This is a genomic window from Streptomyces sp. B5E4, assembly GCF_039871555.1.
In the GTDB taxonomy this organism is placed as follows: Bacteria; Actinomycetota; Actinomycetes; order Streptomycetales; family Streptomycetaceae; genus Streptomyces.
The window spans coordinates 156185-176900 of the sequence record NZ_JBDPMI010000014.1 but is presented as its reverse complement, the minus strand read 5'-3'; the positions used below and the strand labels follow the sequence as shown (position 1 = coordinate 176900).

Genomic DNA, 20716 nt, shown 5'->3' with positions numbered 1-20716 from the left:
TTGGGGCGGCTGTTCGCGGCCGGCAGCGGGCGACCATCCTGACCGGCAGGTCTCCACAGCAGGCGCTCGCGAGTCGCCTCGGGTCTCGTGCCCGGTTCGCCACCCCGCCGCAGTGCGCGCCACTTTCGTACGCGTGCCGTCATTCACTCCTGCTCCGAAGACGCGGCTGGGCCGGCGAGTGGCAGCGTGACGCGGAACGTCGCCCCAGCGCCGTGCTCGGTGTCCACGATCACCGTTCCTCCGTGGGCGGCGGTCAGCGACGCCACGATGGCCAGGCCCAGACCGGAACCGCCGGTGCTGCGGGTGCGTGAGGTGTCGGTGCGGTAGAAGCGTTCGAAGACGCGCTCGGCCTGCTCGGCGGTGAGGCCAGGGCCCTCGTCGGCCACGTCCAGGACTACGGCGGCCGTGGTGTCGAGGCGGCCGGGGCGGAGCCTGAGCGCGACCGGTGTGCCGGGTGGGGTGTGGGTGAGCGCGTTGCCGGTCAGATTCGTCAGTACCTGACGGAGCCGGTCTGCGTCGCCGCTGACCACGTAGGCGGTACTGCCGTCCGCCGTGAGCCGGATGTCCCGGTCGGGAGCGAGCAGGCAGGCGTCGCGAGCCGCGTCGGCGGCCAGGGCCAGCAGGTCGACCGGGCTGCGCCGCAGGGGTCGCTGCTGGTCGAGGCGGGCCAGAAGCAGGAGGTCTTCGATGAGGGTGCCCATCCGGGTCGCCTCGGTTCCCACGGTGGCCAGGATCTGCTCGAGTTCCGCACGGTCCCGGCGGGGTCCGCGGTGGCAGTAGTCGGCCCAGGCCCGGATCACCGCCAGCGGTGTGCGCAGGTCGTGGCCGGCGTCCGCTACGAATCTACGCATGCGTTCCTCCGAGCGCCGGGCCGTCGATTCCGACTCGGCCCGGGCCCGGAACGCCCCTTCGATCTGGCCGAGCATCCCGTTCAGGGCGCGGCCCAGCCGGCCCAGTTCGGTCCTCTGCGGATGTTCCGGGACCCGCTGGGTGAGGTCGCCGGCGGCGATGGCGGCCGCGGTCTTCTCGACTCTGACGAGCGGTCGCAGGGCGGTTCGTACGAGCGCCGTGCCGACGACGGCGACGGTGAGCAGGCAAAGTGCACCCACGGTGACGTCCACGGTCACGAGTTCGGAGACGACGGCCTGGTGGTCGCCGAGTGCCGCCGCGGCCACGATCCACCCGGAGGTGTCCGGCAGCGGTTGGACCAGGATGCGCCAGTCGCCGTCGCTGGTTGTCGACGACACGGTCATCGGGTGTCCCTCGTGCTTCTTCAGCCAGGCCGCGTCCTCGGGCACGTCCAATGCCGCCGCTTCCCGCCCGGCCTCGGGCTCCGGTTCATGGGGGTTGCGCACCAGGCTCCCGTCGGCGTCGTGCCGCTGGACCCGGTACAGCCCCACGCCAGCCACCTGGGGCTTGCCTTCGGTATCGCTACCTGCCGAGCCGGCACTGATCGGTGTGTCGGGGTACCCCAGAGCCACCAGGCCGAGCTGGGCGTCGGTCCGGTCCAGCAGTTGCCCGCGCAGGACGACCACTCCGGCTGTGCCGATGGCCGTGAGCGCCACGGCGACGAGCAGGAGGATCGCGGCCACCAGCCGGAACTGCAGTGACAACCGCCCGAGCCCGCGGTGGATCACGACGGCGGCCGCAGCACGTAGCCGACTCCGCGAACGGTGTGGATCAGCCGGGCTCGCGGCTCGCCGATCTTGCGGCGCACGGAGTGGACGTAGGTCTCGACGATGCCGCCGTCCCCGCGGAAGTCGTAGCTCCACACCTGGTCGAGGATCTGCGCCTTGGACAGCACCCGGCCGGGGTTGGCCATGAAGTAACGCAGGAGCTTGAACTCGGTCGGGGACAGGGAGATCCGCGCACCGCCGCACCGCACCTCGTGGCTCTCCTGGTCAAGCTCCAAGTCGGCGAAGGACAGCCGGGCGGCCGGGAGGTCACCGCCGGCGTGTGACTGCCGGCGCAGCACGACGTGGATCCGGGCGATCACCTCGTCCAGGCTGAACGGTTTGGTGATGTAGTCGTCGCCGCCGATGGTCAGACCGCGGACCTTGTCCTCGGTGGCGTCCCTGGCGGTGAGGAACAGCACCGGTACCGGTACCTCCGCGCGCAGTTGGCGCAGGACCTCGAAGCCGTCCATGTCGGGCAGCATCACATCGAGGACGACCGCGTCGGGGCGATGCCGCCGGGCCTCGGCCAGCGCCTCCTGCCCGGTGGCCGCGGTGGCCGTGTCGAATCCGGCGTAGCGCAGACTGCCCGCCAGCACCTCAAGGAGGTTCGGCTCGTCCTCGACCACCAGCAGCCTCGGCTTCGGCCCTCGCCGATGTGCCGTGCCCGCCTCGCTCATCGATGCCTCCCCTGCGCGGGTGCGTTCTCGGCCGGAGGGGCATCATGGCCCGCCAAGCTGAGCGTTTACTGAGAGTTGACTCAGAGTCCGCCGGCGCCAAGCCACCGCGCCCGCGGGGCGGATCTTCCTGCGGCAGGGCCGGAGAAGCGTTCCGGCGCGCACTTTCATCCGCGCATGCCCGCTCAGCCCACCGGTGGGACGGGCGTGGCCGGTGAGGGCATGCAGCAGCGGGTCGCCTCATCGGGCATCCGGGCCTGAGGGAACTCTGAGGTTCCGCTGAGGACGCGCTGATCCTGCTCCGGCACTCTTCCGGCTCGTACGACACGGGTCGGCCCGACCGGGCCGACCGCGTAGCGGGACGACAAGGAGTGCCAAAGATGGGAAGAACTCTGAGCCGGGCGGTGACGGCATTCGCGGCGCCCGCGCTGGCGCTGCTCCTGGCCGGCTGCGGGGCCGGCGGCGTCGGGGGGTCGGACGACTCCGCATTCCAGGAGCAGGCTTTGAAGCTCACGAAGTGCCTGCGTGAGCAGGGCTTGGACGTGGAGGACCCCGTGAACGGTGTTCCGGCCCCGGTCAAGGACGTGGATCCGCGGAAGATGGACAAGGCCATGCAGGCATGCCGCAAGTACCAGCCGCCGAAAACAGGCGATGGCGGGGGACAGCAGCAGGAAGTGGAGCGTGCGCTGAAGATGGCCGAGTGCCTGCGGGAGAACGGCGTGGAGGACTGGCCCGACCCCAAGACCGACGGCGGCTTCTCGCCTGTACCTGAAGCCATGGACGACCCGGACCGCGAAGCCGCCGAGAAGAAGTGCACGGCCGAGCTGCCCGACCCGGAGGGGCAGTGATGGGCGAGCCGGACGCCGTGCAGTCGGCACAGGAGTCACCCTCCGACGCATCCGGGTCGCCCCGGCGCCGCACCCGGCGCGGCAGGAGGATCGCCGTGGGTGCCCTGGCCCTGGCCACCGGCGGCACCCTGGCCTTCGTCTGGTTCACCGTGCGCGGCGACGACGCGCAGGGCTCGCAGACGGACGGGCTGCCGCCGGAGACCACCACGGTCAGGAAGCAGACGCTGCGGGACACCCGTACCGAGGACGGTGAACTCGGCTACGGCCCGTCCACCGCCGTGACGGGGCGGCTGGCCGGCACCTTCACCGCGCTGCCCGCGGAGGGCAAGCGGATCAGCCGGGGCGGAATGCTGTACGAGCTGGACAACCGGCCGGTGGTGCTGATGTACGGCGCGAAGCCCGCTTTCCGGGACCTGGCGGCGGGGGTTGTAGGGCCGGACGTCAGGCAACTGGAGGCCGGTCTGGCCGCACTCGGCTACACCGGATTCACCGTCGACGAGGAGTACAGCGACCTGACCGCGAAGGCCGTCGAGGACTGGCAGGAGGACCAGGGGCTGTCCGAGACCGGCAGGGTCGAGCTGGGACGGGTGGTGTTCGCGCCGGGGAAGATACGGGTCGAAAGCCGTCAGGCCGCCGAGGGCCAGCAGAGCGGGCCGGGCGGTGAGGTACTGACCTACACGGGCACAGCCAAAGCCGTCACCGTTGAACTCGACTCCGCAGACCGGCAGCTGGCCGAGAAGGGCACGAAGGTCACCGTCCGCCTTCCCGACGACAGCAGCGCCGCGGGCACCGTCACCGACGTCTCCACCGAGGTACAGCCGGCCACCGACAAGCAAGAAGCAGAAACGAAGGTCAACCTGGTCGTCGGGCTGGAAGGCAAGAACGCGCAGAAGTCCGCTGCCTTCTACGAGCGGGCCGCGGTGCAGGTGGACTTCACCACCGGCACCCGCAGGGACGTCCTCACCGTGCCGGTGGCCTCGCTGCTCGTACTGCCCCAGGGCGGCTTCGGCGTGGAAGTCGTCGACGAGACGAAGTCGACGACACGCTATGTCTCCGTCACCACCGGCCTGTTCGCGGACGGGAAGGTGGAGATCTCCGGCGACGGCATCACCGAAGGCATCACGGTGGGGATGCCCACGTGATCACCCTGACCGACGTCACCAAGACCTACCCCGGCGAGGTCACCGCACTCGACCGTGTCCGTCTCGACATCAGCCGCGGCGAACTCCTCGGCATCGTCGGCCCGTCCGGCTCGGGAAAGTCCACCATGCTGCACATCCTGGGCACCCTCGACAAGCCGACGTCCGGCACGGTGCGCATCGACGGCCACGACGTCGGTGCCCTCTCCGACGCGCATCTCTCCGCGCTGCGAGCTCGCCGGATCGGATTCGTCTTCCAGCAGTTCCACCTCGCCTCCGGCACCCCGGCGCTGGACAACGTGGCCGACGGCCTGCTGTACACAGGCCGGCGCCGCCCCGAGCGCCGCCGCCGTGCGGCGGCCGTGCTGCGCCGCGTCGGCCTGGGCCACCGCCTGAACCACGAGCCGCACCAACTGTCCGGAGGCGAACGCCAGCGCGTCGCCATCGCGCGCGCCGTGGCGGGCGAGCCGGCTTTGCTGCTGGCCGACGAGCCGACCGGCGCACTGGACACGGCCGCCGGATCCGGAGTACTGCGACTCCTGCGCGACCTGCACACCGCCGGCACCACCGTCGTGATCATCACGCACGACCGGGAACTCGCCGACGGCCTGCCGCGCCGGGTGCGCATGCGCGACGGCCACATCGTCGCGGACGACGCGAGTCAGGCACCCGCCATCGACCGGGCGGAAACACACCGATGATCGAGAGCACCCGCCGCCCGCGCGCGGACACCGAGGAGCTTCGGCCCACCCGGTTGCACCCCGGCGACGTCGTCCGGGTCGGCGCGGTCGGCCTGCGCACCCGCCCGATGCGCGCCTTCCTCTCCGCGCTGGGGATCGCCATCGGCATCGCCGCCATGGTCGCCGTGGTCGGGATCTCCTCGTCCTCCCGGGCGGGACTCGACCGCACCCTCGCCTCCCTGGGCACCAACCTGCTCACCGTCTCCCCCGGCCAGACCCTCTCGGGAGGAGACGCCCCGCTCCCCGCCACGGCGGAGCGGATGATCGCCCGCATCCCCCAGGTGGAATCGGTATCCGCCGTCGGCCAGATCGAGGACGCCGACGTCTACCGCAACGACAAGACCCCCAGAATCGAGACGAACGGGCTGTCCGTCTACGCCACCCGCACCGACCTGCGCGCCACCATCGGCGCGAAGCTCCGCGGCGGCACCTGGCTCAACAGCCCCATGAGCACGTACCCGGCCACGGTGCTGGGCGCGACCGCGGCCGAACGCCTCGGCATCGGGCATCCCAAACCCGGTACCCAAGTCCTCATCGGCAAGCGCTGGTTCACCGTGGTCGGCATTCTCGACAAGGCCCCGCTCGCGCCCGAACTCGACGCCGCCGCCCTGATCGGCTGGCCGGTGGCCCAGACCGAGCTGGGCTTCGACGGCCGCCCGACCACCGTCTTCAGCCGCACCCAGGACTCGCACGTCGAACGGGTCAGCGAAACCCTGGGCGCCACCGCCAACCCCGAAGCACCCGGCGAGGTCACGGTATCCCGTCCCTCCGACGCCCTGGCCGCCAAGCAGGCCGCCAGTCAGGCCTTCACCGGCCTCCTGCTGGGCGTAGGCGGCGTGGCACTGCTGGTCGGTGGTGTCGGCGTGGCCAACACCATGGTCATCTCCGTCCTCGAACGCCGCGCCGAGATCGGGCTGCGCCGCTCACTGGGCGCCACCCGCGGCCACATCCGCACCCAGTTCCTCACCGAATCACTGCTGCTGTCCGTCCTCGGCGGCCTCGGCGGTGCCCTCCTCGGCAGCGGAGCCACCGCCGCCTTCGCGCGCTCCCAGAACTGGCCCGCCGTCGTGCCACCCTGGGCCCTGATCGGCGGCATCACCGCCACCCTGGCCATCGGCGCACTCGCCGGCCTCTACCCCGCAATCCGTGCCTCCCGCCTCTCCCCCACCGAGGCCCTGGCCACCCCCTGAACCACAAGCGGGGCCGTGCACATAAGTGGCGCCCGGGGCGACCCGGCCTCGCGGGTCTCCCACGACAAGAAGATCGCCCAGGGCAAGCACCACGCTCAGGCCGTGCTCTGCCTCGCCAGACGACCGGCCGACGTCCTCTTCGCGATGCTCCGCGACGGCACCTTCTACGAACCCCAGCCGTCGGCCACAGTCACCTGACCTGAGTCACGCAGCGGTACGCGCCCCCAGCCCTCCAGCTCCGGCGGGTCCACCACCAGACCGGCCTCGATGTCGACGGGCCCCGGTGCCGCGATGCCCAGGCCCAGGATCCGCTCCCGCGGCACGCCCGAGTCAGCGAGGAGCGCGTGGATCGAGGCGCCGATGCCGGCCATCGTCTTGTCCGGGGCGACGACCTGCGGGGTGGGCTGGCGCCGGTGCGTCACCACCCGCCCCAGCAGATCGAGAACCACGTAGGTGATCACCGCCGGATCCAGGTGGGCGCCCACCACGTACCGCGACTCGGCGTTGACCTGGAGAAGCGTGCGCGGCTTGCCGCTGCCGGAACTCTTCTTGCCGGTCTCCCGCGCCAGACCGCCGTCGAGCAGACGGCGGCAGATGTTGGAGACGGTCTGCGCTGACAGACCGGTGGCCGCCGCCAGTTCCACTCGGCTCAGCCCCTGCGGTTCGCGGCGGATCGCGTCCAGGATGACGGCCTCGTTGAAATCGCCCATGCGGGGCAGGTTCGGGCCACGCCGGATCGCCGGCGGCCTATGTCCCCTCTCGGCTTCCTCCACGCGCGGAATGACGACCAGGATGCCCGCGATGCGCGTGGATCGTATCCCCTGGACGACCGGCGTGCGGCCGCACGGTCCCGCCGGCCGGTCCCACGTCCGGCGGGACGAGCGGTGCAGACCTCCCGCAGGACGCCCGGGTACGCGCCGGGGCCACCCCCGCGCGGGCGTCGCGACTTGAGGGCATCAACGTTGTCGTGGCCCGCGGTCACCCGCGAAGCCCGGAGACGATGGTGCCCCCACGGCTTCCTTCATGGTGCGCACGCATCGCACCGCACCATGTGTCGATCTTGCCTTCCGCAGGATTATGCGTTGTTAAGTAGATGGATTGCAGGGGCTTGTTGATCTGCCTACATCGCAGGCGGGAGCCGAAGCTACGCCCCCGCTCCACGTCCGGCACCGGCCGCGCCGGGAGTCGCGAGCCAGGTGCTCGGCGAAGAAGGCGCCGCACCCGTCGTGCCGTAACCGTTGACAAGCCGAGGGCGCCGCTGAACTCTTTGACTGCCCTGCGCAAGAGATTGACTGAACCACTCAATCTCTTGAGATGGTCTTAGCAAGTTCATGGCAAGTGTTCCGCTCCGCCCACTGCAACGGAACCGAGGGCACCTATGAAACGGAACCCACACGGCTGGCGGCTGATCATTGGCATGGCCATGGCCGTTCTGCTCAGCTTCGGGATCCTGCCCGCCGCCTCCGCCGCCGCTCCGCCGGAAGAGGCGACTTCCGATGACTTCCGCAACCCCGCCGCGGCGGCCGACCTCGCCGCCGGGAAACCGATCGAGGCATCCTCCACGACCCAGCAGTATGTGGCGTCCAACGCCAACGACGGCAACGTCACGACCTACTGGGAGTCCAACGGGTACCCCTCGACGCTGACGGTGAAGCTCGGCGCCGACGCCGACATCACCTCGATCGTGATCAGGCTCAACCCCGACCCGATCTGGGGCGCGCGAACGCAAAGCCTCCAGATCCTCGGCCGCGAACGGTCCGCCGGCGGCTTCACCTCGCTGAAGGCCCGGGCCGACTACGGCTTCAACCCGTCGACCAACCAGAACACCGTGACGATCCCGGTCACCGGGCGCGTCAGCGACGTACGGCTGACGTTCTTCTCCAACACCGGCGCGCCCGGCGGCCAGGTCGGCGACCTCCAGGTCATCGGAACCCCGGCGCCCAACCCCGATCTGACCGTGACCCAATTGTCCTGGACGCCCGCCGCCCCGGTGGAGAGCGACACGATCCGGGTGAGTGCGACCGTGCAGAACGCCGGCTCGGCCGCTTCGGGTGCCACGACCGTCAACATCAGCCTCGCCGGCCAGGTCGCGGGCAGCGCTCCGGTGAACGGGCTCGCGGCGGGCGCGTCGACCACCGTCACGGTCGAGGCCGGCAGACGCGCGCAGGGAAGCTACTCGGTCACCGGGCTGGTGGACCCCACCAACACGATCGTCGAGCAGAACGACGACAACAACAGCCGTACCGCGGCGAACCAGCTCGTGGTCGGCCAGAGCCCCGGACCGGACCTCCGGGTGACCGCCATCAGCTCCAACCCGGCGAACCCGGCCCCCGGCGCCTCGGTCACCTTCACCGTCTCGGTCAACAACCGCGGAACCAGCGCGGTGAGCGCCACCACGGTCACCCGGCTGACGGCCGGGAGCACCACTCTCAACGGAAACACCCCGCCGATCGCCGCCGGCGCCACGGCCACCGTTGCCATCAGCGGGAGCTGGACCGCCACCAACGGCGGCGCCACCCTCACCGCGACGGCCGACGCGACCAACGTCGTCGCCGAGACCAACGAGTCCAACAACGCGTTCGCGCGCTCCATCGTGGTCGGACGCGGGGCCGCCGTCCCGTACGTCGGATACGAGGCGGAGGCCGGCCGCTATCAGGGCACGCTGCTGGAAGCCGACCCGCGGCGCACCTTCGGGCACACCAACTTCGCCAGCGAGTCGTCGGGCCGGAAATCCGTGCGGCTGAACAGCACCGGCCAGTTCGTGGAGTTCACCTCGACGAGCGCGACGAACTCCATCGTGGTGCGCAACTCCATCCCCGACGCCCCGAACGGCGGCGGTGCCGAGGCCACCATCAGCCTCTACATCAACGACACCTTCTCCAGGAAGCTGACTCTCTCCTCCAAGCACAGTTGGCTGTACGGCAACACGGACGGACCCGAGGCGCTGACCAACACGCCCCAGGCCGACGCCCGCCGGCTGTTCGACGAGTCCAACGCGCTGCTGTCGGCCACGTATCCGCCCGGCACCCGGTTCAAGCTCCAGCGCGACGCGTCCGACACCGCCGCGTTCTACATCATCGACACGATCGACCTTGAGCAGGTGGCGCCCCCGGCGAGCCAGCCGAGCGGGTGCACCTCGATCACGAACTACGGCGCCGTGCCGGGCGACGGACTCGACGACACCGCCGCCATCCAGCGGGCCGTGACGGCCGACCAGAACGGCGACATCGGCTGCGTGTGGATCCCGCCGGGGCAGTGGCGGCAGGAGCAGAAGATCCTCACCGACGACCCGCTGAACCGCGGGCAGTACAACCAGGTGGGCATCAAGGACGTCACCATCCGCGGCGCGGGCATGTGGCACTCCCAGCTCTACACCCTGACCGAGCCGCACCTCGCGGGCGGCATCAACCACCCCCACGAGGGCAACTTCGGCTTCGACATCGACAGCAACACGCAGATCTCCGACATCGCCATCTTCGGCTCGGGCCGGATCCGCGGCGGTCCGGGCGGCGCCGAAGGCGGCGTCGGCCTCAACGGCCGGTTCGGCAAGGGCACCAAGATCTCCCACGTGTGGATCGAGCACGCCAACGTGGGCGCCTGGGTCGGCCGTGACTACGACAACATCCCGGAGCTCTGGGGGCCGGCCGACGGCCTGGAGTTCACCGGCATGCGGATCCGCAACACCTACGCCGACGGCATCAACTTCACCAACGGGACGCGGAACTCACTGGTGTTCAACTCCTCGTTCCGCACCACCGGTGACGACGCGCTGGCGGTATGGGCGAACAAGTACGTCAAGGATCAGTCCGTGGACGTGGCGCACGACAACCACTTCAGGAACAACACCATCCAGTTGCCCTGGCGGGCCAACGGCATCGCGGTCTACGGCGGCTACGGCAACACCATCGAGAACAACCTCGTCTACGACACGGCGAACTACCCCGGCATCATGCTGGCCACCGACCACGACCCGCTGCCCTTCTCCGGGGCCACCCTGATCGCCAACAACGGCCTCTACCGCACGGGCGGCGCGTTCTGGGGAGAGGCCCAGGAGTTCGGTGCCATCACGCTGTTCGCGCAGGGCCAGAACATCTCCGGTGTGACCATCCGGGACACCGACATCGACGACTCGACCTACGACGGCATCCAGTTCAAGTCCGGCGGAGGCACCACGCCCGACGTGAAGATCAACAACGTCAGGATCTCCAAGTCCAACAACGGCGCCGGTATCCGCGCACACGGAGGGGCCCGCGGCAGCGCGGCACTCTGCAACGTCACGATCACCGACTCGGCCGACGGCGACATCCTGGTCGAACCCGGCTCCCAGTTCGTGGTCGATCAGGGCTGCCAGAACAAGTCCTCCACCTCCTGAAACCCCCGCCCGGCGGTAGCCGCCGCCGGACGAAACACCGCCGCCCGGCCCTGCCCGCAGGGCCGGGCGCTCGCGGCCCGACCGGGCCGGCCAACGGAATTGTTCCGGGTGCTCAGAATCGCCCCCGGTCACGCCGGCAAGTGAGCAACGCGTCGCAGGGCCGCTCGAAGTTCCGTCTATGGGCCCTGGACACATAGTCGAGCACCGGCGGTGACCATCCGGTCCTGCAGAGCATCCAGCCTCGTCCTGGTCGATGTGGCCAGCCGCGCCGTAGGGCTGGGGGCTCCCTGGCCACCTCCTCCCCCCAGCGATGCGTTGGTGTCGGCCACGCCCGGAGATCGTGCGTCTGTGACCCCGTCCAACGGACCTCGTGCGATCTGCGTGAGTAGTGAGGTCCTCGGATGTGACCCCGACGGCTCGCGCGTGGCGGGACATTGTCCCTGCGACCGCCCTCCCCGTGCAGGTCACGGGGAGGCACTGGTGTGCCGCCGCCGGGAGACGGCGAGGATGGCCATGTCGTCCTGCTGCGCGCCTTCGGTCCAGCGTTGGACATCCGCCGTCAGGGCACGAACCAGGGATTCCGGGTTCTCAAAATGGGCCCCGACGAGCCGGGCCCGGCAGGGGTCGTAGAAGACGCCCTCGTGGTTACGCGCCTCGGTGACACCGTCCGTGACCATCAGCAGCGTTGCTCCCAAGGGCAGGGGCAGGACTTCGGTCACAGGATGCCCAGACCCCACGGGGGGCCCGATCTCAGCGAGCCCCATGCCCAACGGCAGCTGCGGGACAGCCGCATCGAGCCTCGTCAGCTGCCCCTCGTGGACCAGGTACGGCCCCGGGTGCCCACGATTGAGCAGACGCAGCACATCCCCCTCCGCCGACACCTCTGCCAGCAGGGCCGTGGTGAACTCCTCGGGGGAGATCCCGGGCTCCAGGCTGCGCCCGGCGTCCCTGGACAGCGCATCGTCCATCCGTTCCGCCAGGGCGGACAGGTCGGGGGCGTACTCGGCCTCCTGGCGGAACGCGCCGATCGCCACCGACACCGTGGCGATGGCCTGGAGACCTTTGCCGCGCACGTCCCCGATGATCATACGGACGCCGAAGTCAGTGTCCTGCACCGCGAACAGGTCGCCACCGATGCGGGCCTCGGCCTGGGCCACGGTGTAGCCGACGGCGATCGCCAGGGAACCCACTTGGGCGGCAGGTTGTGGCAGCACCGCCATTTGGACGGCCTCCGCGACGTCTCTCGCATCCGCGAGCTTGCGCCCCTGGCGCTCCATCAGCACGTTCACCAGCAGGGCCAGAGCCCCGATCAGGCCGACCACCGCAACGTCCACCAGGAGCGATGTCGCCGAGCGCTCCCGGTAGAGGTCCAGGCCCGCCGCGGCCGCAACCGGGGCGCACGCGAAGAACACGGCGAAGCGGAACGACAGCATCGCCGCGGCGATCAAGGGCGAAGCCGCCAGCAGCGGGAGCCCCAGGTACGGCTTGGGCGCGAAAGCGGTGAGCAGCCCGCCGGCCACAAGAACGCATGCCGCCAGCACCCACGGAGCCTTCACCACGCTCAACGGAATCCCTCCACCGCTCCTCCTCCTCCTGGCACCCGGAGCCCTTACCGGCAAGGAGTTGCATATTGCCAGAAACGGTATGAATCGCGGCGTCTGATACGCCAACGGCGGCTTCGACTTCGGCTGGATCCTCCATGAGCGGTGTGCATCGTGAAGTTACTTGTACGGGTCTGGTGTCTTGGAGTTCCGGGTGCTTGTGCTGGTCGCGGGCGGAGGCCTTCTGACGTCGCGTCAGAGCCGATTCCGGGCAGCCTTGCAGCCGGTGATCCTGCCAGGTCGGCGTCCGGGGCACTGGCGCCGAGACCGGGAGCAGTCGGCCCCGGCCGCCGGTGGCATGGACGATGCGCTAGGGGACGCCGGATGCCCGGGTCAAGTCCTCCTGAACCTGCTTGGCACGGAAGTAGCCGCCCTCCTACAGCCGGTCGGTACCGACCACGGACAGCGCGACGTGGTGCGCGTCATCCCGGGGGCGCTTGCCGACCGCCAGAACATCGACACCGGCCCCAGCCGGCTCGATAGCCGCCCGCAGCCCGGCTCCCCCGGTGCCGATCACCAGCACCATGGTCGAAAGACGTCGTTCGGTGATAGCCACGCGGTCCACTCCGGTTACCAGGGCCCTCATCCGGTCGGACCGACTCGCCGACCGGTCTGCCACACCGTTGGTATCCGATATGCGGACCGACACCCAGATCGACACGCGCACGGCCGCCGTCCGGAGCGTTGCGCGCTGCGGATCATCGCCGCGCACGACTCGCTGATGACCACCCAGCGCTACCTGCACCCCGGCCTTCAGGCTCTGACGCGGGCGGGACGGTCGCTGAGCGCTCACCTGTCGGGCACACCGGCCGCCTCGAAGGCGCTCACGGCCGCACTCCGCGCCTTGCAGGGACTCCCCAATCCAACCGCCGGCAAGCCGACGGACCCTCACACGAGATCGAGGCTAGCGGTTGACAAGATGCAGCATGTGCGCAAGATTTCCAGATACTGCATAGTCCATCCATCATAGCAATCGCGCCTGCGGAGGACGACGATGTTCACCCCATTGCGACTGCTCGCGTCTGCCGCGCTGCTCCTGGCATTCCTAGCGCCAGCCCCCACCTACGCAGCGAGCTCCGCTGCAGCGCCTGCCCCAGGCTCTCGTCCGGTCATCACAGAGACACCGAACCAGATCAAGGTCACGGCATCCGCGTACTCGATGACGGTCACCAAGTCCGGTTTCCGCTACGGGTTCGCCGGTCCCGACGGCAAGGCGACTCTGCCACCACACGCCGAGTCCGGGCTCCGGGTCCGGACCAACGGCGCCGACGCCTTCGCGGACGCCATCGATACCCAGCTGGTGAACAAACCCTCCGCGGCGACGGCCGTCCTGAACGTCACCCTGTCCGACGGCTCTGTCGCACGGGTGCAGCTGCAGCCGACCGCCACGACGGTTCGCATCAAGGTCGAGGACGTCGACGAGCCGGCGACCATCGACCTCCGCACCGGACCGGTCGACGGACCTGCCTATGGGCTGGGAGACCACGGCTCGATCGAGAACGGTCAGCCGGTTCAGGGCACCCCGTGCAGCGGCAAGGTCGAGGCACGCTCTACGACCGATCTCCGCGGCCTCGAACTCGACAACATCACCAATCAGGGTTCCTGCAAGCGTTTCGTCTCCACGTTCACGGTCTTCCCGGCCCAGGGCACAGCGGAGGTCCTGTTCGACGAAGGCCAGAAACGGTTCGGGTTGAACGAGAGCGAGAACCGGCTTGGCGTCGACGGCGCTGACGGTGTCGACGCGCTCCACTACCTCCTCGGTGGGGACCTGAAGCAGGTCTATGCCGACTACCGAGAACTTCAGCGCGACCACGGCTACCAGGACGTGCTTCCGAACCCGAGGATGTTCGAGCTGGGCTGGGAGGCCTACGGCGCGCTGGGTTGGAACACCTACCAGGAGTCGGTGATGAAGACGGTCAAGGGCTTCGCCGACCACGGTTACCCGCTGAAGTGGGGCGTCGTCGGTTCAGGCTTCTGGCCCGGGCCGCGCGGCGTCCCGACCGAGGGCACCACGAACAGCTTCGGCATGTGGGACGACACATTCGAACCGGGACGGGAGGACGCCCAGCCCGGGCTGCCGAACCCGCGCTACCCGGACCCGGACTCGATGAAGCGGCTGTTCGCCGACAACGACATGTCGCTCCTCCTGGGCGCCCGGAACAACTTTCCGGCGACCAAGGACGACGGAGGCAACTACAACCCTGTGACCGACGGGCCGTTCATGCCCGAGGCAATGGACAAGGGCTACCTCGTGAAGGACGACGACGACTCCCCCACCGTCCTCACCCGGACCCAGTTCCCCAGTGGCGCCAGCTACGTGCTCGACGGCTCGAACGCCGAAGCCGTCGACTGGTTCGTCGACAAGTCCCGGGCGTGGGGTGTCGACGGATTCAAGGAGGACGCCATGCTCTACGAACCCGACCTACACCTCGACGGCAACTGGAATCCGCTCCAGGAAGCGCTACACGACGACGGCAACCTGATGATGGTGCGCAACGCCGCGTACGCCGTGCCCGGCGATGTCCTCCGGATCAACGACACGATCTACGGGACCGGCGATGTCTACCACGAAGACCCCGACCGGATGCCGGTCAACCTGCTGAACATAGCGGCGTCGGGAGCCGCCAACCTGTCACCGGACATCATCGGCGGGACGCCAGGACCGTCACTGTCGGATCCGGCCTATCAGTCGTACTTCGTACGCAACGCGCAGTTCAACGCGGTGGCACCGGTGATGACGTTCGGGAAGGGGCCCTGGGAACTCGGCCGGTCCGACTATGCGGCGTCGGTCAAGAAGCTGGCGTTGTGGCACGACGCCCTACACCCCTACATCTACGACGCCATCGTGGACGGCCACGAGTCGGGGTTCCCACACGCCATGACCCCGCTCCCGATCGCGTATCCGGATGACCCGAACACCTACGACCTGGCCAACGACAAGACCCGGCAGTACGAGTGGATGCTTGGCGAGTCGTTGCTCGCCACGCCGGTCTTCGGTTCCGACTTCGAGACGGCGACATCGAGGGACGTTTACCTGCCGGCCGGGAAATGGATCGACGTCAGCACCGGGGCGGCGTTCACCGGTCCGACGACGTTGAAGGACTACGCGATCGGCACCGACCGGGTGCCCGCGTTCGCTGGTGGCAAGGGCGTCGTGGTGACCCGTGGCGAAGCGGGGATGCGCGCCGAGGTCTATCCCATCGCCACCGATTCGACCTACCAGTGGACCAACGGATCGGATCGCTCTGCCATCGTCAACGCGAATACCGGCTGGGACCCCGAGTCACTGGTCATCACGGACACGACCACCGGCAAGTCCGTCAAAGCAACCCTCGACCAGGCCACCGGGGCGATCCGGTTCCCGATGACACCCGGACACGACTACAAGCTGACCGGTGGCGGCGACGCCGAGCACTCCATCCCGCTGCCCCACGCAGCTCCGGCGTCGGCACCAGACCCCGTCGACGTCGTCACGGACGACGCGGGCACGTCGCTCTCCTGGCCCGAGGTCGACGATGCCCGGCACTACGTCGTCGAAGTCGACGGCAGTGAGCGGTGTCTCTCCGGCGTGGTCGGCTCGACCGACGGGACTACGCTCCCTCTCGGGACGTCGAAGACCGGTGGCACCTACACGGTGTCCGCGGTCAACGAGCTTGGGTCCGGTCCGGCGTCGAAACCGGTCACCGTCGCCCCCACCGACAACGGATCCGCCGTGGTCACGGTCACCGACGAGGGTTCCCCCCCGCGGTGCGACCCGGACCGTCCGGCGTATGCGGAGTCCGGGACATGGCAGGGGAGCTCGTTGTCGGGCTTCGACGGCACGAAGTCCCGGTTCACCCGGACCGGCGGGGATACAGCGACCTGGACCGCGGACCTCGCCACGCAGACGTACGACGTGTCGGTCTGGTTCCCGCGCGCTACCAACAGCGCCGCCGAGGTGACGTACACCGTCCATCACGCCGACGGTGACACCGACGTGTCCATACCCCAGGCCGACGCCGGCGATGCCTGGCTGTCGCTGGGCGAGTTCGATTTCACCGGCTCTGAGCCGGCGTCGGTGACGATCACTGCCGGCGACGGGGTAAGCCGGACCGACGCCGTCCGCTTCGCACCGGCGGTGGACGACCCTCCGCATCCGGGCACCGGTACCTGGACAGCCTCGTCGTCACTGTTGGAGGACATCACGATCTCCGGTCAGACGGTCCGCAACGTCGTGCATACCAGCATCGGTGGCTCGGGTCTGCGCATCCGGCTGACCAATGCCTTCGGACAAGGTCCGGTGAAGTTCGGCCCGGTGACGGTCGGTGCGCAGAAGTCTGGAGCGGACCTGCTTGACGGAAGCGTGAGCGACGTGACCTTCGGTGGAGCGTCCGCGATCACCATTCCCGTCGGCGGTTCAGCGGTCAGCGACCCGGTGGACGGGACGTGGGAACCGGAGTCCGACGTGGTGGTCAGTGCGTATGTTCCGGATGACGTCCAGACCGTGACAGGACATCTGCGCCCCTCGGCTACCTCCTACCTAGGCGACGGCGACCACACCGCAGATACCGACGGCGCCGCCTACACCGGTGAACTCAATCACTGGCTATGGCTCGACCGGGTGTCGTTCGACTCGACCGACGCCAGCGGCGCGGTCGCCGTGATGGGCGATTCGCTGACCGACGGCGGCGGGGACGTACCGGATACCAATCTGCGTTGGACCGACCATCTGGCCCGGCGGATCCTCCGAGAACTGCCATCTGACGAGCAGATGGGCGTCCTGAACGCTGGGATGTCCGGGAATCGCATCTTGTACGACGATTACGGTCCGCGGGCCCTGGATCGCCTCGACCGGGACGTTCTCGACCAACCTGGGGTGCGGACGCTGCTGCTGTTCCAGGGCATCAACGACGTGTCACGCAGCGTCACCGCGGCGGGTCCGCTGATCGACGGTATCGAGGAGATCATCAGCCGAGCCAACGATCGCGGTCTACGCGTCGTCGTTGCCACCCTGGCTCCGTTCGAGGGCTCGTCGACGTACACCGAGGAGAAGGAATCCGTCCGTCAGGCCGTCAATGCCCACATCCGCGACGATTCCGCGGCTGACGCCGTGGTCGACTTCGATATCGCCCTGGCCGACCCGGAGCACCCTCTCCGGCTCGCCCCGCAATACGACAAGGGCGACCACCTGCATCTGAGCGACGCAGGTCGCGAACGGCTGGCCGAGGTCGTTGATCTAGCGTCCCTGCGTCCGTGATCTTCCGACTCGATGACGATGGAGTTCCCATGCGCCGACTCATGAGCAGGAGATCTGCTGCCCCGGTTCTCACTCTCGTCCTGACGACCGCCGTGCTGGCAGGGCCGGCGACGGCTGAATCGGCGACCGACACGACGGACGTTATCGATAGCGGTGAGGTCCTCGTGGTGCGGGGCGGCACGTATGACCTGCGGATCGTCAAGGACGGATTCCGATATTCGTTTCTCGATCCATCCGGCGCCGAGATCGTTCCACCTCACGCTGACTCTGGGCTCCGGTTCCGCGCCCGGGGCGCCACGGGGTTCGTCGATGCAGTCGACGCTGATCTGGTCTCGGCCCCGCACGCCAGGAAGCCGCTGTTCGACGTCGCGCTCGAGAACGGATCACGCCTCAAGGTTCGTATTCACCCATCCGGCAGTTCGGCCCGGTTCTCGATCGAGGATCTTCCGGGCGACGGCGGCGCGATAGATTTCCGCGTCGGCGGTGTCGCTCCCGCGTACGGCCTCGGCGACCACGGCGCCTGGGCGGACGACTCCGGCGAGCAGGGCGAGTCGTGCAACAGCCGGGTGAAGGCACGCCCGTCCACCGAGCTGACCGGCCTCGTGCTGGACGATGTCACCAACGGCGGCAGTTGCCAGCGCTTCATCAGCAACTTCACAGTGTTCCCGAAGCAGCGCTTCGGGCAGGTGCTGTTCGAAGACGGTCAGAAGCGGGTCGGCCTTACCGACACCGAAACCCGCCTCGGAGCAGCAGGTGTCGATCGCATCGACGGCCTCTACTACTTCGTCGGAGACGACCTCGAACAGGTATACGGCGACTACCGACGCGCCCGCCACCAGCACGGGTACCAGGACGCGCGCCCGAACCCGGAGATCTTCGGCCTGGGCTGGGAAGCGTTCGGGGCGCTGAGCTGGGACACCTACCAATCCTCGGTGACCGAGACCGTCCAACGTTTCATCGACGAGGGCTATCCACTGTCGTGGGGCGTCGTCGGCTCGGGGTTCTGGCCCGGCGAGCGGAGTACTCCCGACGAAGGCACCACGAACAGCTTCGGGATGTGGGACGACACCGCCGAACCAGGTCGGGACGACGGACTTCCGAACCCCCGCTATCCCGACCCGGAGACGCTGAAGGCGTTCTTCTCCGACAACGACGTCAAGCTTCTCCTCGGCGCCCGCAACAACTTCAAGGCGCTGCCATCCGACGGCGGGAACCTCGTCGAGAAGAACGATGGTCCGTTCGTGCACGAAGCGATCAAGAAGGGATACCTGATCAAGGACCCGGACGGTTCGCCGGCCGTGGTGACGAAGGCGGTCTTCCCCGACGGCCACAGCTATGTGCTCGACGGGTCCAATCCGAAGGCGGTCGACTGGTTCATCGAGCAGTTGAAGGCGTGGGACGTCGACGGGTGGAAGGAAGACGCCATGCTCTACACACCTCGGCTGCATCAGGACGCCACCTGGAACCCAGTCCTCAAGGCGATGCACGACGCTGGTGACCTCGTGATGGCGAGGAACGCCGCGTACTCGCTCCCGGGCGACACGCTGCGGATCAACGACACGATCTATGGGACCGGCGAGAACTTCCACACCGATCCGGACCGGATGCCGGTCAACCTGCTGAACTACGCTGCGAGCGGCGTATCGAGCCTGTACCCCGACTACGTGGGCGGCACACCCCAGGTCCCGATGGACGACCCGTCGTATGCGAAGTACTACGTGCGAAACGCTCAGCTCGGCGCGCTCAACCCGGTGATGGCGTTCGGCCGCGGGCCCTGGGAGTTGGGCCGCGGGGACTATTCCGATGCGGTGAAGAAGATGGCGCTTTGGCACGAGTCGATGCGGCCCTATATCTACGACGCCACCTTGGACGGACATCAGACGGGCTTCCCGTCGGCCATGACCCCGCTGCCGATCGCCTACCCGGACGACGAAAACACCTACGGCCTCGCCAACAACACCACCCGGCAGTACGAGTGGATGTTCGGCGAGTCCGTTCTGGCGACCCCGGTGTTCGGCGCCGACTTCGAGACCGCGACGTCGCGCGACGTATATCTCCCGGCCGGAAAGTGGATCGACATCGAGACTGGTTCGGTCTTCCACGGTCCGACGACCCTGAAGGATTACGCGATCGGCTACGACCGGGTGCCGGCGTTCGTCGGTGGTAAGGGTGTGACCGTCACCGGCTCGGGCAGCGACCTGCAGGCACACGTGTACCCGATCCAGACGGGTTCGGCCTACGAATTCACCGACGGTGAGGACACCTCGCGTATCCGGAACGACAACACCGGATGGGACACCGATTCCCTCACCGTCACCGACACCTCGACGCGCAAGGTCGTGGAGTTCGACGTCGATCCGGTCACGGGTGCCCTGTCGTTCCCGATCACGGCCGGTCATGACTACCGACTCACGGGGGGAGGCAGCGCGGAACACACCGTGCCGGTCGATACCGAACTGCCCGACCAGGTCACCGGCCTGTCGCACGACGACGCGGACGGCTTGACGGCCCTGCGATGGAACGCTGCGGCCGGCGCCCGTGCCTACGTGGTGTCGGTCAGTGGCCACGGCGCGTGCCCCAGCGACGAAGAGGTCGTCCTCGGAGCAACGACCGGCGCGGTCGAACTGACGCTCGGTGCGACTGAGTTCGCAGGTGGGACTTATAGGGTCCAGGCGATCAACAACGTCGGCACCGGCCCACACTCCGAGCGCTACACCGTGGATCCGCCGCCGGACGACGGCGGGTCCGGCGTGGTTACGGTCACCAACGAGGGCGACCCTTCGACGTGTGACCCGGACCGTCCGGCGTATGCAGAGACCGGAACGTGGGCGAGAAGCGCCGAGTCGGGCTTCGACGGCACGCCGTCCCGGTTCACCCGGACCGGCGGGGACACAGCGACCTGGACGACTGGCGTCGCCACGCAGACGTACAACGTGTCGGTCTGGTTCCCACGCGCCACCAACAGCGCCGCCGAGGTCACGTACACCGTCCATCACGCCGACGGCGAGACCGACGTACCCGTACCTCAGGCCGACACCGGCGGCGCCTGGTTGTCGTTGGGCGAGTTCGCGTTCACCGACGCCGAACCGGCCTCGGTGACACTGACCGCCGGCGACACCGGGGTTTCCCGAGCCGACGCCGTGCGTTTCAGCCCCAGCCCCTAGCGACCACCGACAAGGCACAACCACCTGCGATCTCCGTCTACGGCCCTGTAAAACATTCCGATATAGGCGGTGTTGT

10 protein-coding genes and 2 pseudogenes are annotated in these 20716 nt (G+C 68.6%); 7 read left to right on the top strand and 5 right to left on the bottom strand.

The features are described 5' to 3' along the window. Positions 1 to 143 precede the first annotated feature (143 nt). Positions 144 to 1613 carry a HAMP domain-containing sensor histidine kinase gene (locus ABGA99_RS19945; protein ID WP_347583099.1) on the bottom strand — a complete coding sequence of 490 codons (1470 nt, stop codon included), beginning with the start codon at positions 1611 to 1613 and terminating at the stop codon, positions 144 to 146. 20 nt (positions 1614 to 1633) lie between these two features. Beyond that, positions 1634 to 2353, bottom strand: coding sequence for a response regulator transcription factor (locus ABGA99_RS19940; protein ID WP_347579403.1), 720 nt, complete (start codon positions 2351 to 2353; stop codon positions 1634 to 1636). A 377-nt stretch (positions 2354 to 2730) separates the two neighbouring features. Between ABGA99_RS19940 and ABGA99_RS19935 the strand changes: the two genes are divergently transcribed. From ABGA99_RS19935 to ABGA99_RS19920, 4 genes and pseudogenes are all read left to right on the top strand, one after another. Then, on the top strand, positions 2731 to 3198 hold the full coding sequence (locus ABGA99_RS19935; RefSeq protein ID WP_347579402.1) for a hypothetical protein: 468 nt from the start codon (positions 2731 to 2733) through the stop codon (positions 3196 to 3198). 95 nt (positions 3199 to 3293) lie between these two features. Next, positions 3294 to 4340 carry a peptidoglycan-binding protein gene (locus ABGA99_RS19930; protein ID WP_347583098.1) on the top strand — a complete coding sequence of 349 codons (1047 nt, stop codon included), beginning with the start codon at positions 3294 to 3296 and terminating at the stop codon, positions 4338 to 4340. Then, positions 4337 to 5038: an ABC transporter ATP-binding protein gene (locus ABGA99_RS19925; protein WP_347579400.1), complete on the top strand. Its 702-nt coding sequence runs from the start codon at positions 4337 to 4339 to the stop codon at positions 5036 to 5038. Before ABGA99_RS19930 ends, ABGA99_RS19925 begins: the two co-directional genes overlap by 4 nt. Next, positions 5035 to 6465: pseudogene (locus ABGA99_RS19920) on the top strand (ABC transporter permease). The gene ABGA99_RS19925 and the pseudogene ABGA99_RS19920 overlap by 4 nt, the downstream one beginning before the upstream one ends. Here ABGA99_RS19920 and ABGA99_RS19915 read toward each other — a convergent pair. Further along, positions 6432 to 6977 carry a MarR family transcriptional regulator gene (locus tag ABGA99_RS19915; protein ID WP_347583097.1) on the bottom strand — a complete coding sequence of 182 codons (546 nt, stop codon included), beginning with the start codon at positions 6975 to 6977 and terminating at the stop codon, positions 6432 to 6434. The pseudogene ABGA99_RS19920 and the gene ABGA99_RS19915 overlap by 34 nt on opposite strands. 668 nt (positions 6978 to 7645) lie before the next feature. Between ABGA99_RS19915 and ABGA99_RS19910 the strand changes: the two genes are divergently transcribed. Next, positions 7646 to 10639 (top strand): CARDB domain-containing protein, encoded by a 2994-nt coding sequence (locus ABGA99_RS19910; RefSeq protein ID WP_347583096.1) that lies wholly within the window; start codon positions 7646 to 7648, stop codon positions 10637 to 10639. Between the two features lie 464 nt (positions 10640 to 11103). On the opposite strand, the gene ABGA99_RS19905 is transcribed toward ABGA99_RS19910, so the two are convergent. Continuing rightward, entirely contained in the window at positions 11104 to 12198 is a 1095-nt protein-coding gene (locus tag ABGA99_RS19905) for a PP2C family protein-serine/threonine phosphatase (protein WP_347583114.1), read from the bottom strand. 451 nt (positions 12199 to 12649) lie between these two features. After that, positions 12650 to 12766: pseudogene (locus tag ABGA99_RS19900) on the bottom strand (FAD-binding protein); the annotation flags it as partial. Positions 12767 to 13399: 633 nt separating this feature from the next. Between ABGA99_RS19900 and ABGA99_RS19895 the strand changes: the two are divergent. Both ABGA99_RS19895 and ABGA99_RS19890 read left to right on the top strand, forming a co-directional pair. Next, a complete protein-coding gene (locus tag ABGA99_RS19895; RefSeq protein ID WP_347583095.1) occupies positions 13400 to 17476 on the top strand; it encodes a GDSL-type esterase/lipase family protein in 4077 nt (1358 codons plus the stop codon). A gap of 29 nt (positions 17477 to 17505) precedes the next feature. After that, on the top strand, positions 17506 to 20640 hold the full coding sequence (locus ABGA99_RS19890; protein ID WP_347583094.1) for a TIM-barrel domain-containing protein: 3135 nt from the start codon (positions 17506 to 17508) through the stop codon (positions 20638 to 20640). The last annotated feature ends 76 nt before the right edge of the window (positions 20641 to 20716 follow it).

What these genes read in the sequence shown, in the direction of transcription:
- ABGA99_RS19890 (WP_347583094.1), top strand. Translation starts at nt 17,506, where the DNA reads ATGCGCCGACTCATGAGCAGGAGATCTGCTGCCCCGGTTCTCACTCTC.
- ABGA99_RS19935 (WP_347579402.1), top strand. Translation starts at nt 2,731, where the DNA reads ATGGGAAGAACTCTGAGCCGGGCGGTGACGGCATTCGCGGCGCCCGCG.
- ABGA99_RS19895 (WP_347583095.1), top strand. Translation starts at nt 13,400, where the DNA reads ATGACGGTCACCAAGTCCGGTTTCCGCTACGGGTTCGCCGGTCCCGAC.
- ABGA99_RS19915 (WP_347583097.1), bottom strand. Translation starts at nt 6,977, where the DNA reads ATGGGCGATTTCAACGAGGCCGTCATCCTGGACGCGATCCGCCGCGAA.
- ABGA99_RS19910 (WP_347583096.1), top strand. Translation starts at nt 7,646, where the DNA reads ATGAAACGGAACCCACACGGCTGGCGGCTGATCATTGGCATGGCCATG.
- ABGA99_RS19940 (WP_347579403.1), bottom strand. Translation starts at nt 2,353, where the DNA reads ATGAGCGAGGCGGGCACGGCACATCGGCGAGGGCCGAAGCCGAGGCTG.